The organism is Paenarthrobacter histidinolovorans, from assembly GCF_014647595.1.
In the GTDB taxonomy this organism is placed as follows: domain Bacteria; phylum Actinomycetota; class Actinomycetes; order Actinomycetales; family Micrococcaceae; genus Arthrobacter; species Arthrobacter histidinolovorans.
The window spans coordinates 338,678-357,783 of record NZ_BMPM01000005.1; the positions used below are offsets into that span (position 1 = coordinate 338,678).

16 protein-coding genes and 1 riboswitch are annotated in these 19,106 nt (G+C 63.4%); of the genes, 7 read left to right on the forward strand and 9 right to left on the reverse strand.

What is annotated here, in order from left to right:
• Positions 1-34: 34 nt before the first annotated feature.
• Positions 35-382 (forward strand): hypothetical protein, encoded by a 348-nt coding sequence (locus tag IEY62_RS14315; protein ID WP_189018925.1) that lies wholly within the window; start codon positions 35-37, stop codon positions 380-382.
• Between the two features lie 65 nt (positions 383-447).
• On the opposite strand, the gene IEY62_RS14320 is transcribed toward IEY62_RS14315, so the two are convergent.
• The 9 genes from IEY62_RS14320 to IEY62_RS14360 all read right to left on the reverse strand — a co-directional run bounded on the left by IEY62_RS14320 (position 448) and on the right by IEY62_RS14360 (position 10,020).
• Complete coding sequence (locus IEY62_RS14320; RefSeq protein ID WP_189018927.1) at positions 448-1,173, reverse strand: maleate cis-trans isomerase family protein; 726 nt, start codon at positions 1,171-1,173, stop codon at positions 448-450.
• A gap of 8 nt (positions 1,174-1,181) precedes the next feature.
• A complete protein-coding gene (locus IEY62_RS14325) occupies positions 1,182-2,612 on the reverse strand; it encodes an amidohydrolase family protein (RefSeq protein WP_189018929.1) in 1,431 nt (476 codons plus the stop codon).
• A 25-nt stretch (positions 2,613-2,637) separates the two neighbouring features.
• Positions 2,638-3,447, reverse strand: a complete 810-nt coding sequence (locus IEY62_RS14330; protein ID WP_189018931.1) for an aspartate/glutamate racemase family protein — start codon at positions 3,445-3,447, stop codon at positions 2,638-2,640.
• Entirely contained in the window at positions 3,444-4,139 is a 696-nt protein-coding gene (locus tag IEY62_RS14335; protein ID WP_229785314.1) for a GntR family transcriptional regulator, read from the reverse strand. Before IEY62_RS14335 ends, IEY62_RS14330 begins: the two co-directional genes overlap by 4 nt.
• 91 nt (positions 4,140-4,230) lie before the next feature.
• Positions 4,231-5,571, reverse strand: coding sequence for an MFS transporter (locus IEY62_RS14340; protein WP_229785315.1), 1,341 nt, complete (start codon positions 5,569-5,571; stop codon positions 4,231-4,233).
• Positions 5,572-5,961: 390 nt separating this feature from the next.
• Entirely contained in the window at positions 5,962-6,858 is an 897-nt protein-coding gene (locus tag IEY62_RS14345) for an amino acid-binding protein (protein ID WP_189018935.1), read from the reverse strand.
• 207 nt (positions 6,859-7,065) lie between these two features.
• A complete protein-coding gene (gene mscL, locus IEY62_RS14350) occupies positions 7,066-7,512 on the reverse strand; it encodes a large conductance mechanosensitive channel protein MscL (protein ID WP_189018937.1) in 447 nt (148 codons plus the stop codon).
• A 133-nt stretch (positions 7,513-7,645) separates the two neighbouring features.
• A complete protein-coding gene (speB, locus tag IEY62_RS14355) occupies positions 7,646-8,641 on the reverse strand; it encodes an agmatinase (RefSeq protein ID WP_189018940.1) in 996 nt (331 codons plus the stop codon).
• On the reverse strand, positions 8,638-10,020 hold the full coding sequence (locus IEY62_RS14360) for an MFS transporter (RefSeq protein WP_189018942.1): 1,383 nt from the start codon (positions 10,018-10,020) through the stop codon (positions 8,638-8,640). The genes speB and IEY62_RS14360 overlap by 4 nt, the downstream gene beginning before the upstream one ends.
• A gap of 164 nt (positions 10,021-10,184) precedes the next feature.
• Between IEY62_RS14360 and IEY62_RS14365 the strand changes: the two genes are divergently transcribed.
• The 6 genes from IEY62_RS14365 to IEY62_RS14390 form a co-directional block, all read left to right on the forward strand.
• On the forward strand, positions 10,185-11,678 hold the full coding sequence (locus tag IEY62_RS14365; protein ID WP_189018944.1) for a PucR family transcriptional regulator: 1,494 nt from the start codon (positions 10,185-10,187) through the stop codon (positions 11,676-11,678).
• Positions 11,679-11,753: 75 nt separating this feature from the next.
• Positions 11,754-11,852, forward strand: a riboswitch (glycine riboswitch).
• Positions 11,853-12,001: 149 nt separating this feature from the next.
• The gene (gene gcvP / locus IEY62_RS14370; protein WP_189018946.1) at positions 12,002-14,848 is read left to right on the forward strand and encodes an aminomethyl-transferring glycine dehydrogenase; all 2,847 of its coding nucleotides are present in this window, start codon (positions 12,002-12,004) and stop codon (positions 14,846-14,848) included.
• A gap of 10 nt (positions 14,849-14,858) precedes the next feature.
• Positions 14,859-15,980: a glycine cleavage system aminomethyltransferase GcvT gene (gene gcvT / locus IEY62_RS14375; RefSeq protein WP_189018948.1), complete on the forward strand. Its 1,122-nt coding sequence runs from the start codon at positions 14,859-14,861 to the stop codon at positions 15,978-15,980.
• A gap of 24 nt (positions 15,981-16,004) precedes the next feature.
• Positions 16,005-16,388 (forward strand): glycine cleavage system protein GcvH, encoded by a 384-nt coding sequence (gene gcvH, locus IEY62_RS14380; RefSeq protein ID WP_189018950.1) that lies wholly within the window; start codon positions 16,005-16,007, stop codon positions 16,386-16,388.
• Entirely contained in the window at positions 16,385-17,704 is a 1,320-nt protein-coding gene (gene glyA / locus IEY62_RS14385; protein WP_308424491.1) for a serine hydroxymethyltransferase, read from the forward strand. The genes gcvH and glyA overlap by 4 nt, the downstream gene beginning before the upstream one ends.
• Positions 17,705-17,983: 279 nt before the next feature.
• Positions 17,984-19,106: L-serine ammonia-lyase (locus IEY62_RS14390; protein WP_189018952.1), on the forward strand; the 1,123-nt coding region annotated here is incomplete at its 3' end.

The window sequence follows — 19,106 nt, forward strand, 5'->3', positions numbered from 1 at the left end:
CGAATCCAACCGCACTACGAAGCGAGGTTGAGCCATGACCGTGAAACTCAACAAGAAGGCATTGGAGAACGCGAAGCACCTGATCCGCGATGGCAAGGTAGCCAAGGACACCAGGGACGACTGGAGCGAGCACGCCCCTTCCACCGATGATGAGAACGCATTCCTGGACAAGCACGGACATGCCGAGTATTCAAAGTGGTTCCTTGGCGTGGACGACGAGCACCCGGATGACCAAAAGGGCCATTACAAGTTCCCGATCGGTGACTTCAAGAAGATCCACCGCTGCGCAGTGATCTCGGCAGAGAGCAGGGCGGGCCAATACGACTACGACGACATCCGCGATGCCTTGGGGAAACTGCTGGAGAAGATCGACGGCGACTAACCCGCCGCGGTAAACCCGGCGGATGCTCTGAGCCCTGGGAGCCGGCATCCCGGACAGCCGGGCAGCTAGCTGAGCAGCCGGCCCCACTTCGGATCCAGTAACGGCGCCCCGGCCAACTTCAGGGCGTGCCAGAGGGTGACCGCCACGGAATCGAGAACGGGTACTCCGGTGCGGGCCTCCACCTCCTCCGTGATGTTGGCGCCGTAAAGGTTGGTGCACAGATAGACCAGTGCATCCGGGTGGGAACCGGCCAGTTCGAGGGACCCGGGCAGCATTTCCTCGTCAGTGACCCGGGCGAAGGATTCGTTGTCACTGAGGTCAAGGTGCCTGTGGTCAACGGTCTTGATCCCCTCACGGGCATAGGACGAAATCACGGCGTCGTTCACATCGGATGTGTACGGCGTGAACAGGCCGATCCGTTCTGTCTTGAAGGCCGAGAAAGCCGCCAGATAGGCCAGGGTGGAAGTGGTGGCCGGGATTCCGGTGGCCTCGGTGATCTCCTTGACCAGGGCGTGGTCGTGGGCTGCTCCCAGCCAGGACCCGGAGGTGCCGTTCCAGGCGATGACATCCACGTTGGCCGTGGCAAGGAGCTCGGCGGCCACCCGCATCACGGATGAGTCGAACTGTTTGTCCGAGGAGTCATCCAGCGCGATCCGTGTGACGGGGATGCGGGTGGAGTGGACAGTCACGTCGCGTCGACCGTCCAGGATCCGGTAGGTCTGCGGCTCGAGGCAGGTGTTGGAGGATGGCACGATCATGCCGATACGGGTGGGCCGGTTGGTTGAAGGCATGGGTGCTCCTAGGCAGGCTGGGACAGGGGCAGGGAATCAGAGAGCGCATCGCGGTGTTCCGTGAAGCCTTCCCGGGCGACGAAACGGCCCACGGGGCCGGGATCGTGGAAACCGTCACCGTCCAGGACCACCTGCCCCGCGGAAATCACGACGGCGGGCCAACCGTTGAGCGTCTTCCCCTCGAAAGGCGAGAAGTCAGTCCCCATGTGCAGCGCACCGCCGTCGACGCTGCGTTGGATGGCGGGATCGAAGACCACCAGGTCCGCGTCAAAGCCCTCCACGATGGCACCCTTCCGCGGCACGGCGTTGATCCGGGCCGGCGCTGCCGAGAAAACTTCCACGAAATGCTCCACCGATCCGCCGCCGTCGGAGACCAGGGCCGTGAAAGTGACGGGCATGCGGGTTTCGACGCCGGGCAGGCCGTGCGGCATGAAGCGGACGTCGTCGGTGCGCTCGCGTTTTTGGGACAGGTCGTAACAGGAATGGTCCGAGGAAACAGTGTGGATGGCCCCGGCTGCGAGGCGGTCCTTTAGCGCGGCGACGGTTTCGGCGCTGCGCATGGGTGGGCAGCAGGCGTACCACTCCGGGAATCGTGAACCATAAACCGTATCGTCAAGCGTCAAGTAGTGCGGGCACGTTTCGGAGTAGGCTTCCTGTCCACGTTCACGTGCCTCGGTTACCAGATCGACTGCCCCGGGCGTTGACTGGTGCACAAAGTACACGGGTGCCCCGGTGTAGTCGGCCAGGGCCAGGGTTTCCTTGACGGAGATTTCCTCGGCGAGTTCCGGTCGCGTGCGGTGCAGATGCTCAATCCCGATCCGGCCATCGGAGGCGTGCTGTTCCGTGCAGTCGGTGATGATGGCGTCGTGCTCGGCGTGGATGTAGGTGAGCCCGTCCAGCCGGACCATTTCACGCATGACCTTCAGGATCGTGTCGCCGTCAGCCATGGTGGAGCCGCGGTTGGTGGTGTACATCTTCACGGACCGGACACCCTCCGCGGCCAGTTGCTCAAGTTGCCACGGCACGGTCTCGTCCCACTTGATCACGGAGCCATGCAGGGCAACGTCGCAGCGTGACTCGGCGGCGAGGCGCTTCTTGTTCAACACAGCATCCAGCGGGGTTTCCTGTGCGTCGCGGGGGATGCCGAAATCGATGATCGTGGTGGTGCCACCCCAAAGGGCCGCTTTGGAAGTCACGGCGTAGTCATCCAAGGTGCGGAAACGGCCGGTGACCTGGGCAACGTGGCAGTGGCCGTCGATGCCGCCCGGAATGACCAGAAGACCACTGGCGTCGATGATCCGATGTGCGGCGGGTACGGGCTCAGCGGCGTCGATAAGCTGGGTGACCCGGCCGCCGTCGACCACTACATGGGCGTCCTGTCGGCCGAAACTGTTGACCACGGTGCCGTGGGCGATGACGAGGTCTGGAAGCTGGGACATCGTTGTCCTCCTTTTCTGAAAGGTTCTAGGCTGTGGCGGAAAGGTGGGCGGCCTGGGCACGCGCCAGGGCGGCGTCGAGATTTTCGGAGAGGCCGCGCCGGGCTTTCACGGGCGGCGCCGCGAAGGAACCCCCGCGGTGCGCACCGGACTTCAGCGCAACGACGGCTTCGGTCATACGGATGCCGGCCGAGATGCCATCCACCACCGGGACCGGAAGCTGCCCCTCCAGCTCGCGGGCAAGACCGGCGAGCGGGGCACCTGCCAGGATCACGACGTCGGCGCCGTCCTCAGCCACGGCCTGCCGGCTGAGTGCCAGGAGGGTTTCCTTGAAGTCGGATTGCACGGAGCCGATGGAGTTCAGGCTCTGGTTGATGGAACGGATGGAGGCCAGGCGTCCGCCGAAGCCGAACCGTTCAACGCAGTCGAGGTACCAGGCCTGGATGCGGTCCGAGATGGCGATGATGGAGAAGCGGTGCCCCTGGAGTGCAGCAGCGCACAGGGCCGCCTCGGTGATGCCGATGACCGGCACGTCCACGAGTTCCTTCAGGGCAGGCATGCCGGGATCCCCAAACGCCGCCACAACCACGCCGTCCACGGCGGTGCCGCCGGTTTCGCCTCCGGCGCGAGTGCCGTCGTCGTGCGTGTATTCGGCAATCAGCTCGGCAACCGCACCAGCGGCAATCAGGGACTCGAAACGGGTTTCGATGTATTCAACGCCGTGTCCGGCGGTCCGCACGATCAGCTCCGTATGCGGACCGGCGGAGCGCAGGGCCTCGGCCTGGATCAGCGCGGTGACGTCGTCACTGATGTTGGGGTTGATGACCAGGAGTTTCATGGTTTTTTCCGATGCAGCTTGGGCTCGGCGGCGCTGGATTCCTCGGGGAACTGTTCGCGGTACTTTCCGATGTGCAACGCCGATTGGGCGGCTGCACGGTCCGGGTCGCCGCTGGCGATTGCGGCGTAGAGGTCACGGTGTTCCTGGATGAGTTCCGGAAGGTCGCTGACGTGGCGGAAAAGCCAGTGCATGCGGCCTTGCAGGGGCTCCAGCGCGGAGCGGAGAAAGTCGTTGTTGGCGATGCGTGTGATGGCATCGTGGAATTCGCTGTTGGCGCGGTGGGCTTCCAGGATGGAGCCTTTGGCCAGGCAACGGTCGGCCTCGTCAAGGAGGTTTTGGAGTTGGTCGAGGTCTTCCGGGGTTGCCCGTTGTGAGGCCAGCCGGCAGGCGAGGACCTCCAGGGACTGGCGGACATCGAAGAGGTCCTCCACGTCCTTGGGGCTTAGTCCACTGACTTCGGAGCCGCGTCCGGCGCGGTCCCTGATCAGGCCTTCCTGCCGCAGCATGCGGAGTGCTTCCCGGATGGGCAGCCGTGAGACGTTGAATTCGGCAGCCAAGTCGCGTTCCACCAGCCGGGCGCCGGGCGCATAGTGCCCCTCGAAAATCCGGGAACGGAGCGTGTCACGCACGGATTCCCTGAGGGGGCGGTCCGTGTTGTTCGTGTCTTCTGCGGTTAGCAATTCCAGCTCCATTTCGTGATGTGTGAGGCGGTGCGCCCGGCCTCCCGGCGGGCATCCGGCCATTCGGCGGTTCAGGACCGTCCGGCCGGTCCGGTCGGACGAGTTAGACCGGAAGTCGCTTGTTGTAGTCCAGGGCCAGGACAGAGACGCCCATGACCACGGCGGATCCAACAAAGTACAGCAATGCCCACGTGTAGGAACCGGTGGCTCCGACAATCAGGCCTACCACAATCGGGGTGACGAATCCGGCAATATTGCCGCTGAAGTTCATGGCACCGCCCAGGACGCCTGCGTTTGTGCGGCCGCCCAGGATGGAGGGGATGGACCAGAACAGGCCAACCCAGCGCAGGAAGAACAGGACTACCGAGAGAAGCACGACGGCGGTGATCGGGTCTGCGACCACGGTGACCCCTACGAGGCCGCCCACGACTACGACGCTGGAGAAGCCCAGCAGGGTGCGCATGACCCGGTTGGCCGATGCGCCGGAGGCACGCCATTTGTCCGCGATGATGCCGCCGAGGATTTCGCCGACGAAGCCGGCTCCGAAAATGACGAACGTGGACCAGCCAATGGTTTTCAGGTCGAAGCCCTTGGCCTGCGCAAGGTAGAGCGGACCCCAGGTGAGCAGGCCGTAGAAAACGCCGTTGAAGCCAAGCCATCCGAAGCACATGGCCCAGAAGGAGCGGAACTTCAGGTAGGGCAGGAGTGCGCGTTTGCCTTGGGCGCCTTCCTTGGCGGCCTCAGCGTCGTCCTCGGCGTGGGAAGCTTCGATGTAGGCCGCTTCTGCCTCGTTGACGCCCTTGTGCTGGCGCGGGTTGTCCCTGATGTACCACCAGACGGCGAGGCCCATGAGGATTGTGGCTGCGCCGGCGACGATGAATGACATCCGCCAGCTGCCGGTGGAGGCGATCAGCCAGGTGATGAGGATGCCGCCCAGGCCTGCGCCGAGTGGAGCTCCGGCGTCGAGAATGGTGGCACCGCGTCCGCGTTCCTTCTTGTGCATCCAGATGGCATTGAGCTTGCCGCCGGCAGGCATGACGCCCGCTTCGGTGACGCCGATGCCGAGGCGGGCGATGAACATGCTGAGGAATCCGCCCGCGAAGCCGGAGGCTGCAGTTGCTGCGCCCCAGCCAATGCAGGACGCGGTAACAACCTTGCGGGGGCCGAACTTGTCGATCAGCCAGCCAACGGGGATTTGCATCAGGGCGTAGGTCCAGAAGAAGGCCGACAACAGGAGCCCCACAAGCTCGGGCGGCAGGTTGAATTCCTTCTGGATGATGGGCAGGGCGACAGAGATGGATCCGCGGTCGATGTAGTTGACCGCGACGAGGACCAGAAGCAGGATGAACAATTTCCAGCGGACGTTCGTGCGTCGCTGCACGCCGTTCTTGCCGGAGGTGGGCTCGGTTTCCTGCGTTTCCTGTTGGGTGTTTTGGAGAGACACAGCTTCTCCTTCATTAGGAGTCAACGGGGTGGAATGTCTTTATTGGGGGGATGAGCCGGGCGGGATACCGCTGCAGCCGGTTCCGTGCCGGCGGCAACTGTTGCGGCCCCTGCCTGGTGGTGGGGAGGAACCGCAGCCGGTGGTGGAATCTTTTGGGATCCCGTTTTGGGATCCCAAAATCAAAGATAGGTGTGACGTGAGGCACTGTCAAGGCTTTTGGTATACCTACTGTTCCGGCGAAATGTGACCGGGTTCCCGGATTACGGACGGTGCGCACCTCTGATGCGGCCCCTGTCCCCACTTGACGTGCGAAAACCCTGTTTCCTCACGTCATTTGTGCGCGTTCGGCTGCTTACGCCGCGAAGGACCTTATCCCTTTCTGGGATACCTTCAGCGGTTTGCGGGGGTGGAGTGATGGGGGCCGTAAGCCAGGATCTCGGCCAGCTCAGCCAAGCGATGGGCCCGCGCGGACTCCGCCGGAGTGAACGGCTCGCCAGGGCGCGAGAACACGAGTGGCCCATGCCAGGCCGTGGGGATCTTGAGGATATCCGGTGAACGTCCGACGCCGGGGGTCACCTCGGGTGCCGGACGTACCGGAGGATTGGGAACCACTTTCGCGGACAGCAGCTCAGCCACGGCGTGGGGGAGTTCGGCAGGATTTCCAGCGATCCGGGCGGCCAGGCTCAGGGCCTTTGTTTGTCCGTCGGCCATGGCCAGCGCAGTGGTGGGCCAGACGTGGGACCCACGCCCGCCGCCGTCGTGCAATGCCTTCAGCAGTTCACCCTCGGTGACTTCGCCTGGGGCCGAAAGCACGAACTCGTCCAGGACGCTGCCGTCGCGACCGGCGTCCTCCAATGGATGGGAGCCGTCCAGCGGATGAACGTGGATGCTCAGGATGTTGGTCTCCAGGCGGGCGAGGGCCTGGGTGATCCTTTGCAGGGAACCGGGTTGGTCCAGCACGAGGGTCCGCGCCCGCCACAAGGCAGGCGCCATATTCAGCCGGTGCCGGTGGCGGAGTGCCGGGGCATGCAACCAGCGTCTGAGGACCTTCGCGGCGGAGGGCTCGGCGACCCAGATCACCAGGACGGTCGCGGTCACGGTGAGCAACAGGACCTTGGCCAGGTAGGGAAGATGGGTTTCCACCACCGCAGCATGCACCAGAAGTTCAATGGGAAGCATGACCGCGATGTTGGCCAGGGTCAGCCTGGCTTTGGGCGGTTCGGGCAGTTGGCCGCAGACATCGCACAGCAGGTCCGCGGTAACGGGGGTGCTCGGGTTGCGCTTCATGGTTTCATGCTGCCCTGCGCCTGTTTCGAACCCGTTGCTGGTGCGTCACGTTCCGGCTACTTCCGGGTAGCCGGCTGTTCCAGCCAGTCCGGGGACCAGGCATCGGGGCGGACAAACGTAAAGCCCGGCACTTCCCAGGGGGTAGTGCCGGGCTCTACTTGGCCAAACGGGAAAGACCGCAACAACAGGGATGTGCGGCGGGCCTTCCTAGCGGATGGAGTCCTCGTCCAAGTCCCGGGCATTTCCGCGGGAGGCGGCCGCATCCTTCAAAAGATCGCGGATCTCGGCAAGCAGCGCGGTGTCGGCCGGAAGCGGCTCTTCCTCGGGCTCCTCGGTGGAGAGGCGGTCCTTGACCAATGAATTGATCTTGTTCATGGGTGCCACGAAGATGAAGTAGACCACGGCTGCGGTGATCACGAAGGTCACGAGTGCGGTCAGCACGGCACCAAAGTCGATGAAGGTCGCCGGGTTGTCAGCCCAGATGCGGAAGCCCAAACCCTCGGCGTTCATGCCACCGGCCGCGGCGATGACGGGGTTGATGATGTGGTTGGTGAAAGCTCCGACGAGTGCGGTGAATGCACTGCCGATAACGACAGCGATAGCCAGTTCGATCACGTTTCCGCGAAGTATGAAGTCCTTGAAACCCTTAAACATGGATGGTCCTCCGGTTGGGTGCGTTGTCTGCCTCAGCAGGAATCAAACTACCATTCCGGTGTTTCCAGTGGGGGTCAAGTGACCAGAGAGGAAACTCGACCCCCACTCGGTGCCCGAATCGCGGAGCTGCGAATCAGGCCGAAGCCTCTTCGAGTACGGTGCCTGAAACGGTGGCACCCTTACCCCGGTTGACCATCAGGGCCAAGAGGTCAAACACCACAGTTGCTGCGGCGACGCTGGTGATGTCCGCATGGTCGTAGGCGGGTGCTACTTCAACGACGTCGGCACCTACGATGTTGATGCCGTTCAAGCCGCGGAGGAGTGCCAGAAGTTCGCGGGAATGGAGGCCGCCCATTTCCGGGGTGCCCGTGCCCGGTGCGTAGGACGGATCCAGGACGTCGATATCGATGGAAACGTACACGGGAGTGTCACCCAGACGCTGCTTTACCTGCTCGATTGCCGCCGGGACGCCGATGACATCCAGGTCGGAACAGCGAATGATCTGGAAGCCGAACTCGTGGTCCCGGAGGAAATCGTTACGATCGTAGACCGGGCCGCGGATACCGACGTGCATCGACTTGTCTTCGACTAGCAGGCCCTCCTCGAACGCCCTCCGGAAGATGGTTCCGTGCGTGACCGGCTGGTCGAAGTACGTGTCCCAGGTGTCCAGATGGGCGTCGAAATGGAGTAGTGCCACTGGCCCATGCACGGTGTCGAGGGCCCGCAACATGGGAAGCGCGATGGTGTGGTCGCCGCCGATGGAGATGAGTTTCCTGTCCTGGCTGATCAGCGGACGGGCTTGTTCCTCGATCTCGCGGACGGCGCGGGCGATGTCATAGGGAGTGCAGGCGATATCCCCCGCATCCACAACCTGGACTTCGTTGACTGGCTCGACATCCAGCTCCGGGTGATAACCAGGGCGCAGGAGGCGGGAGGCTTCACGGACTGCGGCCGGACCAAACCGGGCACCTGGGCGATAGGAGGTACCGCCGTCGAACGGTACGCCGACAATGGCAATGTCGTAGTCCGGGACGCGGTCAATCTGCGGCAGCCGGGCGAAGGTTCCCAAGCCTGCGAAGCGGGGAATCTTGGTGGCATCGACTGGTCCAACGGGCAGGTGAGTGGTCATGACAGGGATCCTTCGGTTACTTTGTTGGGCTCCGGGGTTGCCGGATTCTTTTCAGTGGTCAGTTCTGATAGGGATTTGTTGGCTGTTTCGGGTGCGAGCAGGAACGTAGCCACCAGACCGACCAGGGAGATGCCGGCGCCGATGAGCAGTGAGCCGGCAGCGCCGAAGCTTACGATTGCGACGGGCATCAAGTACGTGCTGGCAGCCGATCCGATCCGGCTGACGGCGGTGCCGAAGCCCACTGCCGTTGCGCGGACCTCTGTAGGAAAGAGCTCGTTGGGGTAGACAACTTCGAGGAAGCTGGAAGCACCAGAGGCCAAAGCAAAGACAGCCAGGGCGGTGAAGAGCGGCGCGGCCTGGACATTGGGAATAAAGGCCGGGATGGCGAGGGCCACCACGATTACGCCGAAGCTCGAAAGAAGCAACTTGCGCCGCCCGATCTTTTCAACCAGCCAGAGCCCGGGTATGCCACCCACCACGAACAGCATGGATATCAGGAACGATCCACCGTAGAGGTTGGCGTCGCCGGTCAAACCCATGGAGTGCAGGAGGTCTGGCGCAAAGGTGTACACGGCGAATAGGGGGATGACTTGCGCGGTCCAGAAGATGGAGACAAACAGCGTTCGTTTCCAGTACTGCCCACGGAAGATGTCCAGGAATTTTCCCTGTTTGGCGGGGCCATCGCTGTCCGACGCGATGTCGGCCAACCCGTATTGCTGGCCGTAGACCTTCTTGATGACAGCATCGGCCTCGTCCCGCCGTCCGCGCGAAAGGAGCCAGCGTGGGGACTCGGGAGTGCCCAGCCGGAAGAGCAAGGTAATAATGGCGAAGATCGCGGGGCTGGCAACCATCCAGCGCCAGGCCTCCGGTCCCGTGTCGCGGAGCAAATATCCGACGGCGTAGGCGACCGCCGCGCCTACGGCCCAGACAACAAAGGTTGCTCCGAGAAGGCGCCCGCGGTGCTTTTTGGGTAGGAACTCTGCCAGGAGGGAGGTGGCGATGGGGTAGTCGGCGCCAATGGCCATCCCCAGGAAGAACCGACAGAGGACCACCTGCCAAATCTCGGTAGCAAAGCCGTTCAGCACGGAGAACAGTGCCAAAGCGATCAGGTCGGCAATATACATCTTGTGCCGGCCAATCTTGTCAGTGAGCCAACCGAAGACGCCGCCTCCGAAGAAGATGCCCACGAGGCTGGCCGCACCGACCAAGCCGATCTCGGCAGGCGTCATGTCCAGGCCGGGAATCATGGTGATCAGTGCGATGCCGATGATGGACAGGGCGTAACCGTCAATGAAAGGCCCGCCCGAAGCGAAGAATGTCAGCTTCTTGTGGAACGTGGTTAGCGGGGCATCATCAATGAGGTTGCTTGTTGCGCTCATTGCAAACCCTCTCTCGTGAGTGCTCATCATTGAGCGGGGGAAGTATGTAACTAAAGTCTTGGTGATGCGGGTCACGGCGACTAGCACTACATTGGCTACAAATGACCGAGACGCTTAGATAAATGTCTAAGGCCGCCAAATTCCTAAGAAGGGTAGCCCAAGCCTTGGCAATCACTGTGGCCGAACTAATTGCCGAGCCGCAGCTCGGGCTCACCCTCCTGGCCGGGTCCGCCAGCATGGATAACCGCATCACCTGGGCCCACACCTCGGACCTTCCCAGGCTGTGGGAGTGGGTGACCGGGGGTGAGCTCATGATGACCAACGGCCTCTCCATCCCGGCGGATGCCGACGGCCAGGTGGCGCTCGCCGAGGCGTTGATGGACAGCGGTGCCAGCGCGTTGGCGATCGGCGAGAAGATGCACGCTCCGCCTCTCACGCACGAGTTCCTGGAAGCATGCAACCGGCTCCCGTTGCCGCTGATCAACATCCCGTATCCGCTCCCGTTCATCGCCATCGCCCGGTCGGTAGCCGAATCCTCCTTGCTGGAAGAATCCCGTCGGCTGCGGCAGACGGCCCGCGTTTACGATCTCCTTCGCACCGCTGGAGCCTCCGAAGACCACTGGCAGAGCCTGGTCCAGCGGCTCGCCAGCGAACTGGATGCGGACCTGTTCGTGGTGGACCGTCGATGCCTCCATCCCTGGCATCCGGAAGGGCAGGCACTCCCGGTGTTCCTCGCCGAGGAATGGGCCCCGCTGTCCGGGCAGGTTGGCTTGGCGGGCAAGAACTTCCAGTGGCACCGCATCCGCGGCCGGCATGTGCTCACCATGGACATTCCCACCCATGCCAACGCGCTCCTGGTGGTGCTGCCCAACAGCGAACCGCACCCGGACGCCGTCGTACTTCTCCATGCCGCAACCGTGCTGGGACTGCAGCTTTCGCGGATCGTCTTGTCGCTGGAAGGCAGACACCGCTTGGCGGGTGAGTTCCTGCTCCAGGCCTTCGACGGCCGGCTCGGCACAGCGGACATGGAAAGCAGGCTGGCAGCTTTCGAGGTCCCGGCGCACGACTTCGTGGTCGCCTCGATCTCAGCGGACGACGGCGGCAGGCTGGCTAACGTGCACATCGAACTGTGGCGGCACGGGGTTGCGTCGGCGTCCCTGAAGCGGAACAACAGGCTCCACATGGTGGTCCCGGCCGATATGCCGGACGACGTCTTGGTGCACTGCGCAGGGGCGGACGCCGTAATCGGGATCAGTGGGAAGGCGGACGTTACGGGCATCCAAAGGGCGCTGCAGGAATCCCTCTGGGCCCTCGGGTCGGCCCGTGCCAACAAGCTGGGTCTGGCCCGCTACGCCGAGGGTCCGTCGTGGCTTGGGCTGACCGGTTTTGAGGAAGGGACCGCACTGGTGCGGCGTCTTTTGGGGCCGATTTTCGATTATGAGCAGAGTCAGGATGGCGATCTCATCGTCACCCTGAGGACTTACTTGGACTCCCAGCGCTCTTGGCAAAAGACTGCCGCAGCCCTGTTCGCGCACCGGCAAACCATCATCTACAGAATCCGGAAAATCGGCGAGCTGACGGGGCTGGACATGGGTGAAACGTCCACGGTTGCCCAATTGTGGTTCGCGTTGCAGATCCATGAAGCGATGCATCAGTAGGAGTCCCTTGCTTGCACTTTTTCAAAACAACCGGCTATGGTGTGAAGCGTGTCACTCATGGTGATGCAACGCTTTTGATCTGCGGCGGGAGAGTCCTGCCGGTACATCCAGTCAGGCGCCGTAGGAGCAAATCCTCCCCAGGAATCTCTCAGGCACATGTACCGCCGCGGTTAGGCAACTCTGGAAAGCAGTCCGGGTAACCGGGCTCACCGACGGTGCAAGCAGGCAATCATTCCTGCGGAATCTCTCAGGTCCAATACAGAGCGGGGAGGAACCCCACATCATCGTGGCGCTCACTGGGCGCCTGAATCATGGAGTTCCTCTTGACTGTTCAATCAACCCCCACCGCCTTCGCGGACCGGCACATCGGCGCCCGGCGCCAAGCCGACGTTGACACCATGCTCAAGGCCATCGGCTACGACTCTGTCGACGGCCTGGTAGATGTCGCGGTCCCCGATTCCATTCGCCAGGAAACTGCGCTGAAGTTGCAGGACGCCCTCACCGAGGTGCAGGTCCTGACCGAGCTGCGCAAGCTCGCGTCCAAGAACAAGACTGCCGTCCAGATGATCGGCCAGGGCTACTACGACACCGTCACGCCCCCGGTCATCCGCCGCAACATCCTCGAAGCTCCCGCCTGGTACACGGCCTACACTCCGTACCAGCCGGAAATTTCCCAGGGCCGCCTTGAGGCGCTCCTGAACTTCCAGACCATGGTGCAGGACCTCACGGGCCTGCCTGTGGCCAACGCTTCGTTGCTTGACGAAGCGACCGCCGTGGCCGAGGCCGTGCTGCTCATGCGCCGCGCCAACAAGAACAAGACTGCCAAAGACGGCAAGACTGTCCTTGACGCAGACCTCCTCCCGCAGACCATCGCGATCGTGAAGGGCCGCGCCGAAGCGCTCGGTTTCGAGGTGGAGGTCGCCGACCTGTCGGCTGGCCTTCCCGACGGCGACATCAACGGTATCGTCCTCCAGCAGCCTGGCGCTTCGGGCCGGGTTTTCGACCACTCCGCAGTGATCGCCGACGCCAAGGAACGCGGTGCCTTGGTGACCGTGGCCGCCGATTTGCTGGCGCTCACCCTCATCACGCCCCCGGGCGAGCAAGGTGCGGATGTCGCCGTCGGAACTGCGCAGCGCTTTGGTGTTCCGCTGTTTTTCGGTGGTCCGCATGCCGCGTACATGGCCGTCCGTGAAGGCATGGAGCGGACGCTTCCGGGCCGCATCGTGGGTGTCTCCAAGGACAACGCCGGCGTCCCCGCTTACCGTCTGGCGCTGCAGACCCGCGAGCAGCACATCCGCCGCGAAAAGGCCACGTCCAACATCTGCACCGCGCAGGCGCTCCTCGCGATCGTTGCCTCGATGTACGCGGTTTACCACGGCCCCGAAGGCCTGAAGGCGATCGCCGAAACCGTCCACGGCCACGCCCGTGTCCTGGCCACAACGCTGCGGAAGGCCGGCCGTGAACTCGTCTCCGACTCCTTCTTCGACACCCTCACCGTCCGCGTTCCCGGCAAAGCAGACAAGGTCATCGCCGCCGCCGAAGCCCGCGGCATCAACCTGCGGATCATCGACGCCGACACCGTTGGTGTTTCAGTTGATGAAACCACGACGCCGGAAGTCCTCTCCGCGGTGGCCGTCGCCTTTGGCGCCGGGCCGGTAGGGGACGCCGAAGGGTTCGAACTGCCGGCATCCGTGGTCCGCACCTCCGATTTCCTGCAGCACCCCGTGTTCAACACGCACCGTTCGGAGACGCAGCTGTTGCGCTATATCCGCAAGCTGTCAGACCGGGACCTCGCGCTGGACCGCACCATGATCCCGTTGGGCTCGTGCACCATGAAATTGAACGCGACCGCTGAGATGGAAGCGATCTCCTGGCCGGAGTTCGCTTCCATCCACCCGTTCGCTCCGGACCACCAGACAGCTGGCTGGCGCGAACTGATCGAGGACCTGGAGGCGGACCTCACGGAGATCACCGGCTATGACCAGGTTTCCATCCAGCCCAACGCCGGTTCGCAGGGCGAGCTGGCTGGGTTGTTGGCGATCCGCGGCTACCACCTTTCACGTGGCGACGAGCAGCGCACTGTCTGCTTGATCCCTGCTTCGGCTCACGGCACCAACGCTGCCTCGGCTGTGCTGGCCGGTATGAAGGTTGTTGTGGTGGCCACGGCTGCTGACGGCACTATTGATCATGCCGATCTGACGGCCAAGATCGAGGCCAACAAGGACGTGCTGTCCTGCATCATGATCACCTACCCGTCCACGCACGGTGTGTACGACGCCGATGTCCGCGAAGTGTGCGACGCGGTTCACGAGGCCGGTGGCCAGGTGTATGTTGACGGCGCGAACCTCAACGCGCTGGTTGGCCTGGCCCAGCCGGGCAAGTTCGGCGGCGACGTGTCGCACCTGAACCTGCACAAGACCTTCTGCATCCCGCACGGCGGCGGCGGTCCGGGCGTGGGCCCTGTTGCTGCAAAGGCACACTTGGCGCCGTTCATGCCGGGCGATGCCAACAGTGATTCTTCCGAAGGCGGCGTCGCGATCTCAGCCTCCCGCTACGGTTCCGCCGGCGTGCTCCCGATTTCCTGGGCCTACGTGAAACTCATGGGCGGCCAGGGTCTCACCGAAGCCACCAAAGCAGCCCTCTTGGCCGCGAACTACGTCGCCTCAAGGCTGGACGAGCACTTCCCCGTCCTCTACACGGGTGAAGGCGGACTCGTGGCTCACGAGTGCATCCTGGACCTCTGTGAACTGACCGCGAAGACGGGCGTCACGGCCGAGGACGTGGCCAAGCGCCTCATCGACTTCGGCTTCCACGCTCCTACCCTGGCCTTCCCGGTTGCCGGAACCTTGATGGTGGAGCCCACCGAGTCCGAAGACCTGGCCGAGATCGACCGCTTCATCGAGGCGATGATCACCATCCGTGCCGAGATCGAGCAGGTGGCCAGCGGTGATTTCACAGTGGAGAAGTCGCCGCTGCGCAACGCACCGCACACTGCTGCCGCCGTCGTCAGTTCCGACTGGGACCGCGACTACCCGCGTGAGCAGGCCGCTTTCCCCGTGCACCACCTCAAGCAGGACAAGTACTTCCCGCCGGTCGGCCGGATTGACGGCGCCGCGGGCGACCGCAACCTGGTCTGCTCCTGCCCTCCGATCGAAGAATTCCAGAACTGAAGGACTGACGATGTCTGAGAACTACACCGCCCTTTACGAGCAACACAAAAAAGCCGGCGCGTCCTTCACCGATTTCGGCGGCTGGCAGATGCCCCTCAAGTACGAATCCGAACTCGCCGAGCACCACGCGGTCCGCAACGCAGCCGGCCTGTTCGACCTCTCCCACATGGGCGAAGTGTGGGTCGCCGGTCCCGAAGCCGCTGCGTTCCTGGACTATGCCCTGGCGGGCAAGCTCTCCGCGGTTGCGGTGGGCAAGGCCAAGTACTCGCTGATCTGCAACGCCGACGGCGGCATCATCGACGACCTCATCACCTACCGTCGCGCTGACGACAAGTTCCTCGTGGTCCCCAACGCCGGCAACGCCAAGGTGGTGGCGGCGGCCCTGAAGGAGCGTGCAAGCGGCTTCGATGTACTGGTGGAAGACGCCTCCGCCGAGACCTCGCTGATCGCAGTCCAGGGACCGAACGCCGAAGCGATCCTGCTGAAGCTGGTGCCTGCCGAACAGCACGCCCTGGTCACCGAACTGAAGTACTACGCGGCCGTCGAGGTCACCATTGCAGGCGACGAGCTGCTGCTTGCCCGCACCGGCTACACCGGAGAAGACGGGTTCGAGATCTACATCCCGAACGTCGACGCCGCCGGGCTCTGGGAATCGCTCCTGGCAGCAGGCGAGGGCCACGGACTCATCCCCGCCGGCCTCGCCGCCCGCGACTCCCTGCGCCTGGAAGCCGGCATGCCGCTCTACGGCAACGAGCTGTCACGCCACGTAAACGCCTACGCCGCAGGTCTTGGCCCGGTAGTCTCCCTGGCCAAGGAAAGCGACTTTGTTGGCAAGGAAGCACTCGCCGCGATCAAGGCTGCCGGTGTGGGATCAACCATTGGCCAGAAGCTCGTGGGCCTCAAGGGCACCGGCCGTCGTGCCGCCCGTGCGCACTACTCCGTCCTCAAGGACGGTTCCCTGATCGGCGAGGTGACCTCAGGCCAGCCAAGCCCCACGCTCGGCTACCCGGTTGCGTTGGCGTATGTCGACGTCGAACATTCAGCGGTTGGCACGGTGGTTGACGTTGACCTGCGCGGCAAAGCTGAGCCGTTCGAAGTTGTCGCATTGCCGTTCTACAAGCGTCAAAAGTAACCAGACCAGAAGTTAGGAATCGGAATGAGCAAAGTAGTTGCTGAATTGAAATACTCGGCTGAGCACGAGTGGGTTGCCGCCGACGGGAGCGGGCCTGTGGGGATCGGTATCTCCGCCGTCGCTGCCGACGCCTTGGGCGACATCGTGTACGTGGACCTTCCCGAGGTTGGTTCCACAGTGACCGCGGGAGAGACCTGCGGCGAGGTGGAGTCCACCAAGTCCGTGTCCGATCTGTACTCGCCAGTGACCGGCGAGGTGACCGAGATCAACGACGCCGTTGTCGGAGATCCCGCCCTGATCAACAACGACCCCTACGGCGAGGGCTGGCTGTTCAAGGTCGCCGCCACCGAAGAAGGACCGCTCATGTCGGCCGAAGAATACGCAGCAGCCAACGGAGGCGAACTGTGAACCCGGCAGCCGTGACCGAATTCGAGCAGGTTGTGTCGGCCTCGTTGGACGCGCAGCTCGCCGAGCTGGACCCTGAGATCGCCGCGAAAATCGACGACGAGCTGGGCCGCCAGCGCGACGGCCTGGAAATGATCGCTTCCGAGAACCACACGGCCGTGGCTGTCATGCAGGCACAGGGTTCGGTGCTGACCAACAAGTACGCCGAGGGTTACCCGGGCAAGCGCTACTACGGTGGTTGCGAACACGTTGACGTGATTGAGCAGTTGGCCATTGACCGCATCAAGGCATTGTTCGGAGCCGAGTACGCGAACGTGCAGCCGCACTCCGGTGCACAGGCCAACGCCTCGGTGATGCACGCGCTGATCAAGCCGGGCGACACCATCATGGGTCTGAACCTGGCTCATGGCGGTCACCTCACGCACGGCATGCGGATCAACTTCTCCGGCAAGTTGTACAACGTGGTCCCATACGGCGTCCGCGAGGACACCCACACCGTGGATATGGTTGAGGTGGAGCGCCTCGCCCAGGAGCACAAACCGGCGTTGATCGTGGCCGGCTGGTCCGCGTATGCGCGGCAGCTGGACTTCGCAGAGTTCCGCCGGATCGCCGATTCCGTGGGCGCCTACCTGATGGTGGACATGGCCCACTTCGCAGGCTTGGTGGCTGCGGGGCTGCACCCCTCGCCGGTCCCGCACGCCCACGTCACCACGTCCACCACGCACAAGACCCTCGCCGGTCCACGCGGCGGCATCATCTTGTCCAACGACGCCGACATCGCCAAGAAGATCAACTCGGCCGTGTTCCCGGGCCAGCAGGGCGGACCGCTCGAGCACGTGATCGCCGGCAAGGCTGTTGCCTTCAAGATCGCTGCCTCGGAGGAATTCCGTGAGCGCCAGGAACGTGTTCTGGCAGGCTCACGCATCCTGGCCGAACGTTTGGTCCAGCCCGACGTCGCCGCCAAGGGCATCAGCGTCGTCTCCGGCGGAACGGACGTGCACCTGGTCCTGGTTGATCTGCGCAACTGCGAGCTCGACGGCCAGCAGGCCGAAGACCGTCTTGCCGCGATCGACATCACCGTCAACCGCAACGCCGTCCCGTTCGATCCGCGCCCGCCGATGGTCACCTCCGGCCTGCGGATCGGCACGCCGGCGTTGGCGACACGCGGATTCGGGGAAGCCGCCTTCCGCGAGGTTGCTGACATCATCGCCGAGGCATTGATCGCCGACGCCGATGCGGATCTTTCGGGGTTGCGTCACCGTGTTGAGGCCCTGGCTGCCGCGCACCCGTTGTACCCGGGAGTTACGAACCTGGGCTGAGCCTGTTTGTCCGCGGTGCCGAGGGTGGGTTCGCCATTTCGTGGGTTGGCTGCGTGGTGTGCCGTGGGCGTGGCATGTTTGGCAGCGGGGCCCCGATTCGGCGGACGGGCCAGCGCACATTGATCTCCCGGGTGGGTGTTCGCTGGGAACGGGCGCTCATATAAAAACCGGGTTGGGGGTTCGCACTGGGACCTCCGGGGCCGGGCCGCCTTGGCTCGGGATTTGGTCCGGCCCCACATTCTTGTTTGTTTTGACTCTTCCCTGAAAGGGAGCACGGCTATGGCTGTTGGTGTTTTCGATTTGTTCTCTGTGGGCATTGGTCCGTCGAGTTCCCATACTGTGGGGCCGATGCGGGCTGGGGCGGTGTTTGCCCGTGAGTTGCGTGAATCGGGGGTGCTGCCTGCCGTGGCTGGGCTGCGTGTTGATTTGTATGGGTCCTTGGCTGCGACGGGCAAGGGCCATGGCACCTTCACTGCGACGTTGTTGGGCCTGGAGGGCTTTGAGCCTGAGTTGATCCTGCCGGACGAGGTGGAGGACCGGCTGGCTTCCATTGCGGAGACGGGAAAGCTCAACCTTGCTGGCGGTGCCTCCGGTGAAGGGGTGGAGTTGCCGTATGCGGTGGAGGATATGGTGTTGCATCCGTTGACGGTGTTGCCGCGGCATACGAATGGGATGAAGTTCCAGGTCTTTGATGCTGAGGGGGAGGTGTTGCAGGAGGCGACGTTCTTTTCGGTTGGTGGTGGGTTCATTGTCCGTGAGGGTGAGGAAGACGCTGCCCGGCAGGAGTTGGAGGAGACCAAGGCGGAGTTGCCGTTGCCGTTCCGGACGGCGGCGGAGTTGTTGGGCAGGTGCGCGTCCAAGGGGTTGGGGATCAGCGACATCATGTTCATCAATGAGCGGGCGTCCAGGAGTGAGGAGGAGATCCGGGAGGGTCTTTTGCATATCTGGTCGGTGATGGAGGCTTGTGTTGAAACCAGTCTGAAGCGTGAGGGTGTGTTGCCTGGTGGGTTGCGGGTCCGGCGTCGTGCTCCTGATTGGTTGGAGCGGTTGTTGAAGGAGGACAAGGACCGGAACGATCCGAAGTATTGGCAGGAGTGGGTGAATTTGATCGCGTTGGCGGTCAATGAGGAGAACGCTTCGGGTGGGCGTGTGGTGACGGCGCCGACCAATGGTGCTGCGGGGATTATTCCGGCGGTGTTGTATTACGCGTTGAATTACGCGCCGGGGATGGATCAGGCGAGCCAGGCGGATCGGGATGATGTGGTGGTGAAGTTCTTGCTCGCTGCTGGTGCGGTGGGTGTGTTGTATAAGGAGCAGGCGTCCATTTCGGGTGCTGAGGTGGGGTGTCAGGGTGAGGTGGGGTCGGCGTCGTCGATGGCTGCTGCGGGGTTGGCTGAGGTGA

What these genes read in the sequence shown, in the direction of transcription:
- IEY62_RS14320 (WP_189018927.1), bottom strand. Translation starts at nt 1,173, where the DNA reads ATGCCTTCAACCAACCGGCCCACCCGTATCGGCATGATCGTGCCATCC.
- gcvH (WP_189018950.1), top strand. Translation starts at nt 16,005, where the DNA reads ATGAGCAAAGTAGTTGCTGAATTGAAATACTCGGCTGAGCACGAGTGG.
- IEY62_RS14335 (WP_229785314.1), bottom strand. Translation starts at nt 4,139, where the DNA reads ATGGAGCTGGAATTGCTAACCGCAGAAGACACGAACAACACGGACCGC.
- mscL (WP_189018937.1), bottom strand. Translation starts at nt 7,512, where the DNA reads ATGTTTAAGGGTTTCAAGGACTTCATACTTCGCGGAAACGTGATCGAA.
- IEY62_RS14325 (WP_189018929.1), bottom strand. Translation starts at nt 2,612, where the DNA reads ATGTCCCAGCTTCCAGACCTCGTCATCGCCCACGGCACCGTGGTCAAC.
- speB (WP_189018940.1), bottom strand. Translation starts at nt 8,641, where the DNA reads ATGACCACTCACCTGCCCGTTGGACCAGTCGATGCCACCAAGATTCCC.
- IEY62_RS14360 (WP_189018942.1), bottom strand. Translation starts at nt 10,020, where the DNA reads ATGAGCGCAACAAGCAACCTCATTGATGATGCCCCGCTAACCACGTTC.
- IEY62_RS14315 (WP_189018925.1), top strand. Translation starts at nt 35, where the DNA reads ATGACCGTGAAACTCAACAAGAAGGCATTGGAGAACGCGAAGCACCTG.
- gcvT (WP_189018948.1), top strand. Translation starts at nt 14,859, where the DNA reads ATGTCTGAGAACTACACCGCCCTTTACGAGCAACACAAAAAAGCCGGC.
- IEY62_RS14345 (WP_189018935.1), bottom strand. Translation starts at nt 6,858, where the DNA reads ATGAAGCGCAACCCGAGCACCCCCGTTACCGCGGACCTGCTGTGCGAT.
- IEY62_RS14330 (WP_189018931.1), bottom strand. Translation starts at nt 3,447, where the DNA reads ATGAAACTCCTGGTCATCAACCCCAACATCAGTGACGACGTCACCGCG.